Origin of the sequence: Microbacterium sp. 4R-513, assembly GCF_011046485.1 — a bacterium.
Lineage (GTDB): Bacteria > Actinomycetota > Actinomycetes > Actinomycetales > Microbacteriaceae > Microbacterium.
Map to the genome: position 1 here is coordinate 3,387,274 of NZ_CP049256.1, position 13,713 is coordinate 3,400,986.

Below are 13,713 nucleotides of genomic sequence, written 5' to 3' on the forward strand. Positions count from 1 at the left end.
GGGACCGCTGTTCAGTCTAGGGTCGGGTGCTTTCGCGTCACGGGAGCCGGACGACCTGGGCGCCGAAGACGAGTCCTGCGCCGAAGCCGATCTGCAGCGCGAGGCCGCCGCTCAGCTCGGGGTGCTCCTCGAGCAGGCGGTGGGTGGCGAGGGGGATCGATGCCGCGGACGTGTTGCCGGTCGTCTCGATGTCGCGGCCGATCACGACGGTGTCGGGAAGGCCGAGCTGCTTCGCGAACTCGTCGATGATGCGCATGTTCGCCTGGTGCGGCACGAAGGCGGCGAGATCGGATGCCTCGACCCCGGCGGCCTCGAGGGCCTGACGTGCGACCTTGACCATCTCCCACACGGCCCAGCGGAAGACGGTGGGGCCCTCCTGACGCAGGGTCGGCCACGGCGCCTCGCCGTCGCGGAACTCGGTCAGGGTGTGGTTCATCCCGACCGCGTCGGCCTTCGAACCGTCCGAGCCCCACACCGTGGGACCGATGCCCGGGGTGTCGCTCGGACCGATCACGACCGCGCCGGCACCGTCTCCGAGGAGGAACGAGATGCTCCGGTCGGTGGGATCCACGATGTCGCTGAGCTTCTCGGCGCCGATCACGACGGCGTATTTCGCGATGCCGCCGCGGATGAGCGCGTCGGCCTGCGCGACGCCGTACGCGAAGCCCGCGCAGGCGGCGTTGACGTCGTAGGCCGCGGCGGGGTTGGCGCCCACCCGGTCGGCGACGATGGCCGAGACCGACGGCGTCTGCTTGGGGTTGCTCACGGTCGCGACGATGACGGCGTCGACCTCGGAGGCGGGGACGCCGGATCGCTCGATCGCCTCGCGCGCGGCATCCGTCGCCAGATCGATGGCATCGGTCTCTTTCACCGCGCGCATCCGCGTGACGATGCCGGTGCGCTGCCGGATCCACTCGTCGCTGGAGTCGATCGGACCGATGAGGTCGTCGTTGGGCACCGCGATCTCACCGCGGGCCGCGCCGTACGAGTAGATGCGGGTGTGCGCCGGCCCCGTGGGCTGGACGAGCGATCGGGTCATGCCCGTGATCCGTTCAGGAGGGCGTCCGCGGACGCCAGGTCGTCGGGTGTCTTCACCGCGACGCCCGGGACGCCCCGGAGGGCGCGCTTGGCGAGACCGACGAGCGTGCCGGCCGGGCTCAGTTCGACGATGCCTGTGACGCCCGCCTCGGCGAACGACGCCATGCAGAGGTCCCAGCGCACCGGTGCGGCGACCTGCTCGACGAGGAGGTCGCGGTAGACGGCTCCGGAGTCGACGGCAGACCCGTCGCGGTTCGTCCAGATGCGCTGCGCCGGCTCATTCGTCGCGACCCGCCCGGCCGCGTCGCGGAGCGTCGCGACAGCGGGGGCCATGTAGCGCGTGTGGAACGCGCCTGCGACCTGGAGCGGGATGACGCGCGTCCCCGGCACCGGCTCTGCGGCGAGCCGCTGCAGCGCCTCGAGGGAGCCGGCGGCGACGAGCTGACCGCCGCCGTTGTAGTTCGCGGGCGTGAGGTCGAGCTCTTCCAGTCGCGAGACGACCGATGCCTCGTCCCCGCCGATGACGGCGCTCATGCCGGTCTCGGCCGCGGCTGCCGCCTCCGCCATCGCGCGACCGCGCAGGCCGACGAGTCGCAGGGCGTCCTCCTCCGAGAGGATGCCGGCGGCAGCGGCAGCGGCGAACTCGCCGACCGAGTGCCCGGCGACGCCCACCGCCTTTTCACGCGACTCGAGCGCGTTCCACGACAGCAGGCTCGCGGCCACGATGAGCGGCTGCGCCACCTTCGTGTCGCGGATCTGCTGGGCGTCCCACTCGGTGCCTGCAGCCACGAGGTCGACGCCGGCCCACTCCGAGTACTCGCCGAGTCTGTCGCGTGCACCCTCCCGCTCGAGCCAGGGTGCGAGAAAACCGGGGGACTGAGAGCCCTGCCCGGGGAAGACCGCGATGATCACTTGTCCATCCTCCCAAGGATCGAATCCGGCCCTCTGGCGATCAGCGCACAGAAATCCTGGATTGCTTTGTGTACGGGGTACAGAGTCATCCGTGCGGGCGACGGGATGCCGGGGGCCGTCGCCGCGTCGTGTCGGTGCCGATGGAGCCGAGGATGAGAGCGGTCTGCAGGATCAGCGCCTCGCGCGGGCCTGTGGCATCCCACCCGATCACCTCCGACACGCGCTTGAGCCGGTACCTGACGGTGTTCGGGTGCACGAACAGCTCGCGCGCCGTGGCCTCGAGCGACCGGCCGTTGTCGAGGTAGCTCCACAGCGTCGCGACGAGGTCCGCGCTGTGCTGCTGCAGAGGGCGGTAGATCCTCTCGACCAGCGTCTGCTTGGCGAGCGGGTCTCCCGCGAGGGCGCGCTCGGGCAGCAGGTCGTCCGCCTCGACGGGGCGCGGGGCGTGACGCCACGCGCGTGCCACGGCGAAGCCGGCGAGCGACGCCCGGGCGCTCTGGCTCGCGTCGACGAGGGCCGGCACGGCCGGCCCGAGCACGAGGTGGCCCGCACCGAAGCCGGGTTCCAGGCGCCGGGCGATCTCGGGGAAGGGCAGCTCGGCGGTCAGCTCCTCGCTCCGGGCGGGAAGCTCGGCACGTCCGAGCACGAGCACGAGTCGCGATCCCTGCACGCCGATGAGGACATCGACGCCGAGCTTGCGCGAGGTGCGTCGCAGCTGATCGATGTCGAGCATCGGGGGAGTGGTCCCCACGAGCACCGCGACCTCGCCGTGACCGTGCCAGCCGAGGGCCGCGATGCGGCTCGGCAGCTCCTCGTCGGCTTCGCCCGTGAGGATCGAGTCGACGACGAGCGCCTCGAGGCGCGCATCCCAGAGCCCGCGCGTCTCGGCCGCACGGGCGTAGACGTCGGCCGCCGCGAAGGCCACCTCTCGCGAGTAGAGGAGCATCGCCTCCCGCAGATCCTCGCTCTTGCTGGCGACACGCTCCTCGGTCACCTCGACCGTGACGCGGATCAGCTGCAGCGTCTGCTGAAGGCTGACGCTGCGAAGCAGCTCACGAGGAGCCGCGGCGAAGATGTCGGCCGCGATCCAGGGCGTGGAGTTGGGGTCGTCGTACCACGAGATGAACGACGTGATGCCCGCCTGGGCGACGAGCCCCACCGCCGACCGTCGCGCCGGCGGCATCTCCGCGTACCAGGGGAGCGTGTCCTCCAGCCGCTTGATGGTGACCGTCGCGAGATCACCCGAGATGCGCCGCAGCCAGGCGAGCGTCTCGGTCTTGTCCATCGGGGCGGGGCTGGCGGGCATCCGGTCGGTCAGCTCTCGCCGCCCGCGTTGCCGCTCGTGCCGGCGCTCACGTCGTGCAGGCGGTACTTCTCGATCGCCTGCGCCGCGAGCCCGCGGTCGACGACGCCGTCCTCGGCCAGCGCCTGGAGCGTCCGCACGACGACCGACGGACCGTCGATCTTGAAGAAGCGGCGTGCCGCCGGACGGGTGTCCGAGAAGCCGAAGCCGTCGGCGCCGAGCGTCGCGAAGCGGTGCTGCACCCACGGACGGATCTGGTCCTGGACGGCGTGCATCCAGTCGCTCACCGCGATGACGGGGCCGGGGGTGTCGCGGAGCTTCTCGGTGATGTACGCGGTGCGCGGCTCCTGGTCGGGGTGCAGGAAGTTGTGCTCGTCGGCGGCGAGGCCGTCGCGACGCAACTCCGACCACGAGGTCACCGACCAGACATCCGCCTGCACGCCCCAGTCGTCGCGGAGCAGCTGCTGCGCCTCGAGCGCCCACGGCACGCCGACGCCGGACGCGAGGATCTGGGCGCGCGCGCCTTCACCCTCGGGGCTCGAGATGCGGTGGATGCCGCGGACGATGCCCTCGACGTCGACGCCCTCGGGCTCGGCCGGCTGGACGAGCGGCTCGTTGTACACCGTGAGGTAGTACATGACGTTGGGGTCGGGGTGGTTGCCGCCGTACATCCGCTCGAGACCCGAGCGCACGATGTGCGCGATCTCGTAGCCGTATGCCGGGTCGTACGACACGGTCGCCGGGTTCGTCGATGCGAGGAGCTGTGAGTGCCCGTCGGCGTGCTGGAGGCCCTCACCGGTGAGCGTGGTGCGACCGGCCGTCGCGCCGATGATGAAGCCGCGTGCCATCTGGTCACCCGCGGCCCACTGGGCGTCGCCCGTGCGCTGGAAGCCGAACATCGAGTAGAAGACGTAGACCGGGATGAGCGGCTCGCCGTGCGTCGAGTACGACGTCGCCGTGCCGGTGAAGGCGGCGACCGCCCCGGCCTCGTTGATGCCGACGTGCAGGATCTGGCCCTGCGGGCTCTCCTTATAGGCGAGGAGCAGCTCGCGGTCGACCGAGGTGTAGTTCTGGCCGTGCGGGTTGTAGATCTTCGCCGTGGGGAAGTACGCGTCCATGCCGAAGGTGCGGGCCTCGTCGGGGATGATCGGCACGATGCGGTGGCCGAAGTCCTTGGCCCGGAGGAGGTCCTTCAGGAGCCGGACGAACGCCATGGTCGTCGCGATCTCCTGCGTGCCCGAGCCCTTCTTCGGCAGCGCGTAGGACTCGTCGCCGGGAAGCGTGATCGGCACGTGGTGCGAGCGGCGCTCGGGCAGGAACCCGCCGAGCGCGCGCCGGCGCTCGATCATGTACTGGACCGTCTCGTCCTCGCCACCCGGGTGGAAGTACGGCGGCAGGTAGGGGTTCTCCTCCAGCTGCTGGTCGGAGATCGGGATGCGCATCGAGTCGCGGAAGTGCTTGAGGTCCTCGAGCGTCATCTTCTTCATCTGGTGGGTCGCATTGCGGCCCTCGAAGTGGTGCCCGAGGCCGTAGCCCTTGATCGTCTTGGCGAGGATGACGGTCGGCTGGCCCTTGTGCTCGGTGGCCGCCTTGTAGGCCGCGTAGACCTTGCGGTAGTCCAGGCCGCCGCGGCGGAGGTTGCCCCAGATGTCCTCGTCCGACCAGTCCTTCACGAGGGCGGCCGTGCGCTCGTCGCGCCCGAAGAAGTGGTCGCGGATGAACTTGCCGTCCTCGGCGCGGTACGTCTGGAAGTCGCCGTCGGGGGTCGTGTTCATGAGGTGCACGAGCGCGCCGTCGGTGTCGTTGGCGAGCAGCTGGTCCCAGCCGCTGCCCCACACGACCTTGATGACGTTCCAGCCCGCGCCGCGGAAGAAGCTCTCGAGCTCCTGGATGATCTTGCCGTTGCCGCGCACCGGTCCGTCGAGGCGCTGCAGGTTGCAGTTGACGACGAAGGTCAGGTTGTCGAGGCCCTCGTTCGCCGCGACCTGAAGCTGGCCGCGGCTCTCGACCTCGTCCATCTCGCCGTCGCCGAGGAACGCCCACACCCGCGAGTTCGAGAGGTCCTTGATCCCGCGGTTGGTGAGGTACTTGTTCGTCATCGCCTGGTAGATGGCGTTGACGGGGCCGAGTCCCATCGAGACGGTGGGGAACTGCCAGTAGTCCGGCATGAGACGCGGGTGCGGATACGACGGGATGCCGTTCGGCGCCTTCGACTTCTCCTGCCGGAAGCCGTCGAGCTGGTCGGAGCTCAGGCGGCCCTCGAGGAAGGAGCGGGCGTAGATGCCGGGGGAGGCGTGACCCTGGATGAAGATCTGGTCGCCGCCCGACGGGTCGTCGAGGCCCCGGAAGAAGTGGTTGAAGCCGACCTCGTAGAGCGACGCGGACGAGGCGTACGTCGAGATGTGACCGCCGACGCCGATGCCGGGGCGCTGCGCGCGGTGCACCGTGATCGCGGCGTTCCAGCGGATCCAGCGGCGGTACCGGCGCTCGAGCTCCTCGTCACCGGGGAACTCGGGCTCGTTCTCGGGCGCGATCGTGTTGATGTAGTCCGTCGTGGGGACCTGCGGGACGTTGAGCTGCAGCTCGTGGGACTTCTGCAGAAGGCTGAGCATGATCTCGCGGCCACGACCGGATCCCTTCGCCTTCACGAGCTGCTGCAGGGACTCCTGCCACTCTGAGGTCTCTTCCGGGTCGCTGTCGAGCGGGCCCTGGGAGTACGGATCCTGATCGTTGACAGTCACAAGAGACCTTTCTTCGTCTGGCAGGTCGTGCCAGGGATTCGGATTCGGATGCGGTCGGCTTTGTCTGCCATCGACAACGCACCGTCTATCAGCCTAGCGAGTCCGCAGGTGCCAGGATTGCTGCATGGCGATCGAGACCGGAGACCAGGCACCCGACTTCACGCTTCCCCGCGCGGGCGGCGGAACCGTGACCCTCAGCGAGGCGTGGAACGAGGGCCCGGTCGCGCTCGTGTTCTTCCCCTTCGCCTTCTCCGGCCGATGCCAGGGCGAGCTCTGCGAGCTGCGCGACAACATCGCGGTCTTCGACGACGCGAAGGTGCGGATCATCGGGATCTCGGTCGACAGCCACCACTCGCTCCACGCGTGGGCCGAGGAGCAGGGGTACACCTTCGATCTCGTGTCCGACTTCTGGCCGCACGGTGACGTGGCTCAGGCGTACGGCGTCTTCCTGCACGAACGGGGCATGGCCAACCGGGCGAGCTTCCTGATCGACCGGGGCGGCGTGGTGCGGTGGAGTGTCGTGACCGACCCCGGCACATCGCGTCCGCTCGCCGGCTATCGCGAGGCGATCGCGGCGCTCTGAAGCGCCTGCCGTCGCCCCATAGACTGACCCGGAAGGGCCTTTAGCTCAGCTGGTAGAGCGCCACGTTTACACCGTGGATGTCGTCGGTTCGATCCCGGCAGGGCCCACCACCGATCTCGACCCCTCGCTCGGACTTCACGCCGCTCAGCGGCGCGGATCGTCGTCCCTCTCGCCGCGCTCGTGCGAGACGACGTGCGGCAGCGCGAACTCCTCGTATCCGGGCTGGCCGACGCGGGAGTGGCGACGCGAGTAGGCGAAGTAGATCACGAAGCCGACCACCAGCCAGATGAGAAACCGCAGCCACGTCTCGACCGTGAGGTTGAGCATGAGGTAGAGGCAGACCAGGGCCGAGAGCCCGGGGAGCCACGGGTTGAGCGGCACCTTGAAGCTGCGCTTCAGGTCGGGGCGCTTGCGGCGCAGCACGATGACACCCACCGAGACGAGGACGAACGCGGAGAGCGTGCCGATGTTCACCATCTCCTCGAGGAGCCCGATCGGCGTGAAGCCGGCCACCACGGCGACGATGGCGGTGACGACGATCGAGATGACCCAGGGGGTGCGGAACCTCGGGTGCACCTTCGCGAGGGCCGCCGGCAGCAGCGCGTCGCGCGACATCGCGAAGATGATGCGGGTGGCGCCGATGAGCAGGGTCAGGACGACGGTAGTGAGGCCCGCGACCGCGCCGGCCGAGATGAGCGTCGCCATCCAGTCCGCGCCGTGGTACACGAAGGCGTTGGCCAGCGCCGCGGCGGGGTCGAGATCCTGATACGGCACCATCCCGGTCACGACGAGCGACACCGCGCAGTACAGCAGCGTGCAGATGAGCAGCGAGGCGATGATGCCGATCGGCATGTCGCGCTGCGGGTTGCGGGTCTCCTCGGCGGTGGTGGCGACGACGTCGAAGCCGATGTAGGCGAAGAACACCAGCGCCGCGCCGGCGAAGATGCCGCCCACTCCGAACGCCGTGGGCTCGATGCCCGAGAAGAACTGCAGGAGCGGCTGAGTCAGTCCCGAGGTCGCCTCGGTCGGCTGCGCGGGCGGTACGAACGGGTCCCAGTTGGCGGGGTTGACGAAGAGCAGCCCGGCGACGATGACGAAGAGCACGATGAAGATCTTCACGGCGACGAGCACGAGGTTGACCCGCAGCGACTCCTTGATGCCGAACGTCATGAGCGCCCCGAGGACGACGACGAGCAGGATCGCCATGAGATCCACGGTGCCGCCGTAGCCGATCGCCTCCGGGATGGGCGCTCCGAGCTGGCTCATCAGCGTGCCGAGATACGCGCTCCAGCCCTGGGCGACGACACTCGCGCCGAGGAACATCTCGAGAATCAGGTCCCAGCCGATGATCCAGGCGAAGAGCTCGCCCAGCGACGAGTACGAGAAGGTGTACGCCGAGCCCGCCACGGGCACGGTGGACGCGAACTCCGCGTAGCACAGGGCCGCCAGCGTGCATGCGATCGCCGCCACGACGAAGCTCACGACGATCGCGGGACCTGCGACGTCGTGCGCGGCTCGGCCGGTGAGGGTGAAGATGCCCGCGCCGATGACGACGCCGACCCCGAACACGGTGAGGTCGAGGGCGCTGAGCGACTTCTTCAGGCGGAACTCCGGTTCGTCCGTGTCGGCGATGGCCTGCTCGACCGACTTCGTCCTCAGAACGCTCATCAGGGTGCTCCTCTCCGATGGGACCGGTCGTTGCATGCTAGTAGCCGCCCACCGCGGCGTCGACGCCCCACGGTAGGTTGGGGAGCGTGAAAGCCAGCCCCGCAGACCAGCGCCGCCTCCTCGACCTGGCCGACCTCGACGCCCGCATCGGTCGCGCCGACGCCGCCCGGAAGAACCCGCCGCAGGCTGCCCGGGTGAACGAGCTCATCGCCCGCCGCCAGGAGCTGAGCCAAGAGCTCACCAAGCGGCTCGGCGCCCGCGACGACCTGCGCACCGAGCTCAAGCGCATCGAGTCGGACGTCGCTCTCGTCGACGCACGTCGCACGCGCGACAGCGAGCGGCTCGCCGCCTCCTCCAACTCCAAAGAGGCCCAGGGTCTCGAGAGCGAGCTCGCGTCCCTCGCGCGCCGCAAGAGCGACCTCGAGGATGCCGAGCTCGATGTCATGGACCGCCTCGAGCAGGCCGAGGCATCCGTCTCCGAACAGGAGGCCGTCATCGCCGAGATCAACGCGGAGGGCGCCCGGCTGAGCGCCGAGGGCAAGCAGTCCGTCTCGGATGCGACCACGGCATTCGAGCAGGCGACACGCGACCGAGCCGCGATCGCGGGTGCCATCGCGGCCGACCTCCTCGCCGCCTACGACCGCATCGCCCAGCGCACGACCGGCGCAGGACTGCTCCGCCGCAACACGTGCGAGGCGTGCAACATGGTGCTCGCGGGCACGGATCTGCAGGCGATCCGCCAGGCCACATCCGACACCGTCGTGAACTGCCCCGAGTGCGGCGCGATCCTCGTGCGCACGGAGGAGTCCGGCCTGTGACGACGGCCCGCGGGGCTGTCGAGACGGATGGCTGAGGCGCCCCTCTGGATCGTCCTCGGACGCGTCGACGGCGCACCCGTCGCCGCGCTGCTGGATTCGGCGGGGGAGGAGCAGGAGCGCGTCTCGCTGAGCGATGACCGACTCCCTTCCTGGGTCGCCGACCGCGAAGCCGCCGGTCCGCGCTGGGTATGGAGCGATGCGACCCCTTGGTATACGCGCCTGCTCGCCGCGGGAGTGCGGGTGGGGCGCTGCCACGACCTGCGGCTCTGCCACGCGATCCTCCGCGATTCGGCCCTCGTCGTCGAGGCCCCCTCCCTCCGGGCCGCCGCGGAGTGGGATGCGGCCCCGGTCGCGGAGGTCGAGGAGACGGCGACGCTCTTCGCACTCGACGACGCCGGGGGCGCGACCGGTGCGCCCGACGGGCTCGATGAGACGCTGGAAGAGTTCCGGCGACAGCGGGCGGCGCTGGCCGAGGCATCGGACCCCGGCCGGCTGCGGCTCCTCCTGGCTGCCGAGTCCGCAGGAGCCCTCATCGCCGCCGAGCTGCAGGCCGCCGGGCTCCCGTGGGACGCCGCGGCGCATGATCGGATCCTCACGGAGATCCTGGGGGAGCGTCCCGCCGGCGGCGGATTGCCCGCCCGGATGCAGGATGCCGCGGACCGCGTCCGTCGCGAGCTGGGCGACCCCGCCGCGAGCCTCGATTCGCAGCCCAAGCTGCTTCGCTCGCTCCACCGCGCTGGGGTGCTCGTCGAGTCGACGAGCCGCTGGGAGCTCGCCCAGCACGACCACCCCGTCGTCGCCCCCCTCATCGAGTACAAGAAGCTCTCGCGCCTGCTGAGCGCCAATGGATGGGCCTGGGTCGACGAGTGGGTGCACGACGGACGGTTCCGTCCGGTCTACGTGCCCGGCGGCGTCGTGACCGGACGCTGGGCGTCGTCCGGGGGCGGCGCTCTGCAGATCCCCCGGCAGCTGCGGGGCGCGGTGCGGTCAGACCCCGGCTGGGTGCTGGTCGTGGCCGACGTCGCGCAGCTCGAGCCCCGTGTGCTGGCCGCCATGGCACGCGACGAGAAGCTCGCGGACGCGGCTCGGGGTCGCGACCTGTACTCGGGCATCGTCGACAGCGGCGCGATCGACACCCGCCAGCACGCGAAGGTCGCGCTCCTGGGCGCCATGTACGGCGCGACGACGGGGGAGAGCGGACGTCTCGTGCCCCGGCTCCGACGCGCGTACCCGCGCGCGATGGCACTGGTCGACGACGCGGCGCGGGTCGGCGAGGAGGGCGGCGTGGTCTCGACGTGGCTCGGGCGCAGCTCACCGGCGCCGTCGTCGGGCTGGCGCGACTCGCAGCTTCGCGCGAGCGAGGCCGAGGCATCCGGCGCCGACGAGACCCGTGCGCGGCGCTGGGCGCGCGATCGCGGCCGGTTCACCCGCAACTTCGTCGTGCAGGGGACGGCGGCCGAGTGGGCGCTCTCGTGGCTCGCCGACCTCCGGGGGCGCCTGGCCGAGCTGCCGCCCGTGACGGAGGCGCAGACGTCGCCGCGCTCGGGGCCCGTCTTCGAGGCGCGGCCCCACCTCGCCTTCTTCCTGCACGACGAGATCATCGTGCACACTCCGGAAGACCGCGTCGACGTCGTGGTCGACGCGGTGCGGGATGCCGCGGCATCCGCCGGTCGGCTGCTGTTCGGGAGCTTCCCGATCGACTTCCCGCTCGACCTCAAGGTCTCGCGGACCGCGGTCAAGGACTGAGATGGACCGGGGCCCGCGCACGCACCGCCGATAGACTCGACAGCGCGAATGGGTCGGCTGGACGGTCGCGTCGCGGGGCTTCGGCTGCCGCGCCGAGGAACGTCCGGGCTCCACAGGGCAGGGCGGTGGGTAACACCCACCCGGAGCGATCCGCGAGACAGTGCCACAGAGAGCAGACCGCCTCCTCGTCCCCGAGCTCGTCTCAGGACCGAAGAGGTAAGGGTGAAAGGGCGGTGTAAGAGACCACCGGGGTCGTGGTGACACGACCCGCACGGCAAACCTCGCCCGGAGCAAGGCCAGACAGGGGATGATGACGCGGCCCGCCGAGTCCCCGGGTAGGCCGCTGGAGCGGCACGGCAACGTGTCGCCGAGAGAGATGACCGTCCACGGGGCTTCGGCCCCCGGACAGAACCCGGCGTACAGGCCGGCCCATTCGCCCTCTCACACGGCATGCCCTGCGCTTCGACTCGACGTCAGTCGAGCGCGAGAGACGCGGCCCCGATGATCCCCGCGTTGTTCCGGTGCACGGCAGCGACGATCGGGGTGTCGAGCTTCAGCAGGGGCAGGAACTTGTCGGCGTGCTTCGAGACGCCGCCGCCGACGATGAAGAGGTCGGGACTGAAGAGGAACTCGATGTACTCGTAGTACCACTGCAACCTGGCCGCCCACTCGTCCCACGAGAGCTCCTCGCGCTCCATCGCCGAGTACGCAGCGAACGACTCCGCGTCGCCCTTGTGCTTGGCGCGCTGGACGTGGCCGAGTTCCGAGTTGGGCACGAGCACCCCGTTGTAGATGAGCGCCGAGCCGATTCCCGTGCCGAGCGTCGTGAGGAGGATCAAGCCGTCGTGGCCGCGCGCGGCGCCGTAGCGCACCTCGGCGACGCCGGCGACATCCGCGTCGTTCGCGAAGTGGATGTCGCGTCCCAGGCCGTCCTCGAAGAACTTCTCGGCCTCGAAGCCGATCCAGTTCTTCGAGACGTTCGCGGCCGAGAGGGTGCGGCCGCCCTTCACGATCGCGGGGAAGGCGACGCCCAGGTGGACGTCGTGGTCGTCGGCCACGCCCAGGGTGTCGAGGACCTGCTTGACGGCCTGCAGCACGTCGTCGGGCTCGGCCCCTCGGGGGGTGGGGACCTTGATGCGATCGCTCTTGAGCACACCCTGATCGAGATCGACGATCGCGCCCTTGATGCCCGTGCCCCCGATGTCGACGCCGACCGCTCGATTCGTCTTCGATGCCATGCGCTCAGCCTATCCAGCGGGACCTGGCCGATCAGTAGGATCGATGGAGATCGAAGGGGGTCACCATGACGGACGGCAGCGAGAAGTACTGGTACAACCTCAAGACCGGGAAGGTCGAGAAGGGCTTCGAGTCCCCATCGGTCGATCGCGCCGGCCCCTTCGACACCCCCGAGGAAGCGGCTCACGCCCCCGAGGTCATCCGCGAGCGGTCACGCGCGTGGTCGGAGGACGAGGCACGCGAAGACCACTGGGGTTCATCCGACGAGACCGGCGAGACCGGCCGATAAGCCCGGCCGCGGCGGCCAGGAGAGGATCAGATGGACAAGCAGCGTGACTTCGTTCTGCGGACGATCGAGGAGCGGGGCGTCAAGTTCGTCCGGCTCTGGTTCACCGACGTCATCGGCACGTTGAAGTCGGTGGCGATCGCACCCGCCGAAGTGGAAGGCGCGTTCAGCGAGGGCCTCGGGTTCGACGGATCGGCGATCGAGGGGCTGACCCGGTCGTACGAGTCCGACCTCCTCGCGCACCCCGACCCGACGACGTTCCAGATCCTCCCGTGGCGCGGCGAGATCGACCCCACGGCGCGCATGTTCTGCGACATCACGACGCCCGACGGCCAGCCGGCCGTCGCCGACCCTCGGCACGTCCTCAAGCGCGCCCTCGCGAAGGCCGCCGACGCGGGCTTCACCTTCTACACGCACCCCGAGATCGAGTTCTACCTGCTGAAGTCGTCGGCGTTCGGCGCCGAGGGGCCGGAGCCGGTCGACTCGGCCGGCTACTTCGACAACGTGCCCGGGGGCACGGCGCACGACTTCCGCCGCCGGTCGGTCCGCATGCTCGAAGACCTCGGCATCTCGGTCGAGTACAGCCATCACGAGGGCGGCCCTGGCCAGAACGAGATCGACCTGCGCTACGCCGACGCTTTGGCGACGGCGGACAACATCATGACGTTCCGCACCGTCATCAAAGAGGTCGCGATCGAGCAGGGCGTGTACGCCACCTTCATGCCGAAGCCGCTCAGCGGCCAGCCCGGCAGCGGGATGCACACGCACATGTCGCTCTTCGAGGGCGACGTCAACGCCTTCTACGAAGAGGGCGCGCAGTACCAGCTCTCGAAGGTCGGTCGTCAGTTCATCGCGGGCCTGCTGCGCCACGCCAACGAGATCTCGGCCGTCACCAACCAGTTCGTGAACTCGTACAAGCGGCTCTGGGGCGGCGACGAAGCGCCGAGCTTCATCTGCTGGGGTCACAACAACCGCTCCGCGCTCGTGCGCGTGCCGCTCTACAAGCCCAGCAAGGGCCAGTCGTCCCGCGTCGAGTACCGCGCCCTCGACTCGGCCGCGAACCCGTACCTCGCCTACGCGCTCATGCTCGCCGCGGGTCTCAAGGGCATCGAGGAGGAGTACGAGCTGCCCCCCGAGGCCGAGGACAACGTGTGGTCGCTGACGGATACGGAGCGCCGCGCCCTCGGCTATGCGCCGCTGCCGGCGAGCCTCGACCACGCGCTGGAGTACATGGAGGAGTCCGAGCTCGTCGCCGAGACGCTCGGCGAGCAGGTCTTCAACTACGTCCTCCTCAACAAGCGCACCGAGTGGCAGGAGTACCGCACTCAGGTGACGCCGTTCGAGCTGAAGAGCAACCTCGAGATGCTCTGACCCCTCGGGGC

The 13,713-nt window shown here is 69.9% G+C and carries 11 protein-coding genes, 1 tRNA gene and 1 other RNA gene; 7 read left to right on the top strand and 6 right to left on the bottom strand.

What is annotated here, in order from left to right; translation table 11 throughout:
- Nucleotides 1-37: 37 nt before the first annotated feature.
- From G5T42_RS15005 to aceE, 4 genes are all read right to left on the bottom strand, one after another.
- Nucleotides 38-1,039, bottom strand: coding sequence for a beta-ketoacyl-ACP synthase III (locus G5T42_RS15005; RefSeq protein WP_165129590.1), 1,002 nt, complete (start codon nucleotides 1,037-1,039; stop codon nucleotides 38-40).
- Nucleotides 1,036-1,950: an ACP S-malonyltransferase gene (locus tag G5T42_RS15010; RefSeq protein ID WP_165129591.1), complete on the bottom strand. Its 915-nt coding sequence runs from the start codon at nucleotides 1,948-1,950 to the stop codon at nucleotides 1,036-1,038. Before G5T42_RS15010 ends, G5T42_RS15005 begins: the two co-directional genes overlap by 4 nt.
- Nucleotides 1,951-2,035: 85 nt before the next feature.
- Nucleotides 2,036-3,235 carry a PucR family transcriptional regulator gene (locus tag G5T42_RS15015; RefSeq protein WP_241245850.1) on the bottom strand — a complete coding sequence of 400 codons (1,200 nt, stop codon included), beginning with the start codon at nucleotides 3,233-3,235 and terminating at the stop codon, nucleotides 2,036-2,038.
- 29 nt (nucleotides 3,236-3,264) lie between these two features.
- Complete coding sequence (aceE, locus tag G5T42_RS15020) at nucleotides 3,265-5,994, bottom strand: pyruvate dehydrogenase (acetyl-transferring), homodimeric type (RefSeq protein ID WP_165129593.1); 2,730 nt, start codon at nucleotides 5,992-5,994, stop codon at nucleotides 3,265-3,267.
- 124 nt (nucleotides 5,995-6,118) lie between these two features.
- Between aceE and G5T42_RS15025 the strand changes: the two genes are divergently transcribed.
- Together G5T42_RS15025 and G5T42_RS15030 are read left to right on the top strand one after the other, a co-directional pair.
- Complete coding sequence (locus G5T42_RS15025; RefSeq protein WP_165129594.1) at nucleotides 6,119-6,577, top strand: peroxiredoxin; 459 nt, start codon at nucleotides 6,119-6,121, stop codon at nucleotides 6,575-6,577.
- Nucleotides 6,578-6,611: 34 nt separating this feature from the next.
- Nucleotides 6,612-6,687, top strand: a tRNA-Val gene (locus G5T42_RS15030).
- 34 nt (nucleotides 6,688-6,721) lie between these two features.
- Here G5T42_RS15030 and G5T42_RS15035 read toward each other — a convergent pair.
- Nucleotides 6,722-8,245, bottom strand: coding sequence for an amino acid permease (locus G5T42_RS15035; RefSeq protein WP_165129595.1), 1,524 nt, complete (start codon nucleotides 8,243-8,245; stop codon nucleotides 6,722-6,724).
- Between the two features lie 86 nt (nucleotides 8,246-8,331).
- On the opposite strand from G5T42_RS15035, the gene G5T42_RS15040 reads away from it, so the two are divergent.
- The 3 genes from G5T42_RS15040 to rnpB all read left to right on the top strand — a co-directional run bounded on the left by G5T42_RS15040 (nucleotide 8,332) and on the right by rnpB (nucleotide 11,245).
- Nucleotides 8,332-9,063 carry a C4-type zinc ribbon domain-containing protein gene (locus tag G5T42_RS15040; protein ID WP_165129596.1) on the top strand — a complete coding sequence of 244 codons (732 nt, stop codon included), beginning with the start codon at nucleotides 8,332-8,334 and terminating at the stop codon, nucleotides 9,061-9,063.
- A 27-nt stretch (nucleotides 9,064-9,090) separates the two neighbouring features.
- Complete coding sequence (locus G5T42_RS15045; protein ID WP_165129597.1) at nucleotides 9,091-10,809, top strand: bifunctional 3'-5' exonuclease/DNA polymerase; 1,719 nt, start codon at nucleotides 9,091-9,093, stop codon at nucleotides 10,807-10,809.
- Between the two features lie 49 nt (nucleotides 10,810-10,858).
- Nucleotides 10,859-11,245: RNase P RNA component class A (gene rnpB, locus G5T42_RS15050), an RNA gene on the top strand.
- A 37-nt stretch (nucleotides 11,246-11,282) separates the two neighbouring features.
- On the opposite strand, the gene ppgK is transcribed toward rnpB, so the two are convergent.
- Nucleotides 11,283-12,047 carry a polyphosphate--glucose phosphotransferase gene (gene ppgK / locus G5T42_RS15055; RefSeq protein WP_165129598.1) on the bottom strand — a complete coding sequence of 255 codons (765 nt, stop codon included), beginning with the start codon at nucleotides 12,045-12,047 and terminating at the stop codon, nucleotides 11,283-11,285.
- Nucleotides 12,048-12,112: 65 nt separating this feature from the next.
- Here ppgK and G5T42_RS15060 point away from each other — a divergent pair, with 65 nt between their 5' ends.
- Together G5T42_RS15060 and glnA are read left to right on the top strand one after the other, a co-directional pair.
- Nucleotides 12,113-12,334, top strand: coding sequence for an SPOR domain-containing protein (locus tag G5T42_RS15060; protein ID WP_165129599.1), 222 nt, complete (start codon nucleotides 12,113-12,115; stop codon nucleotides 12,332-12,334).
- A 30-nt stretch (nucleotides 12,335-12,364) separates the two neighbouring features.
- Nucleotides 12,365-13,702 (top strand): type I glutamate--ammonia ligase, encoded by a 1,338-nt coding sequence (gene glnA / locus G5T42_RS15065; protein ID WP_165129600.1) that lies wholly within the window; start codon nucleotides 12,365-12,367, stop codon nucleotides 13,700-13,702.
- Nucleotides 13,703-13,713 lie beyond the last annotated feature (11 nt).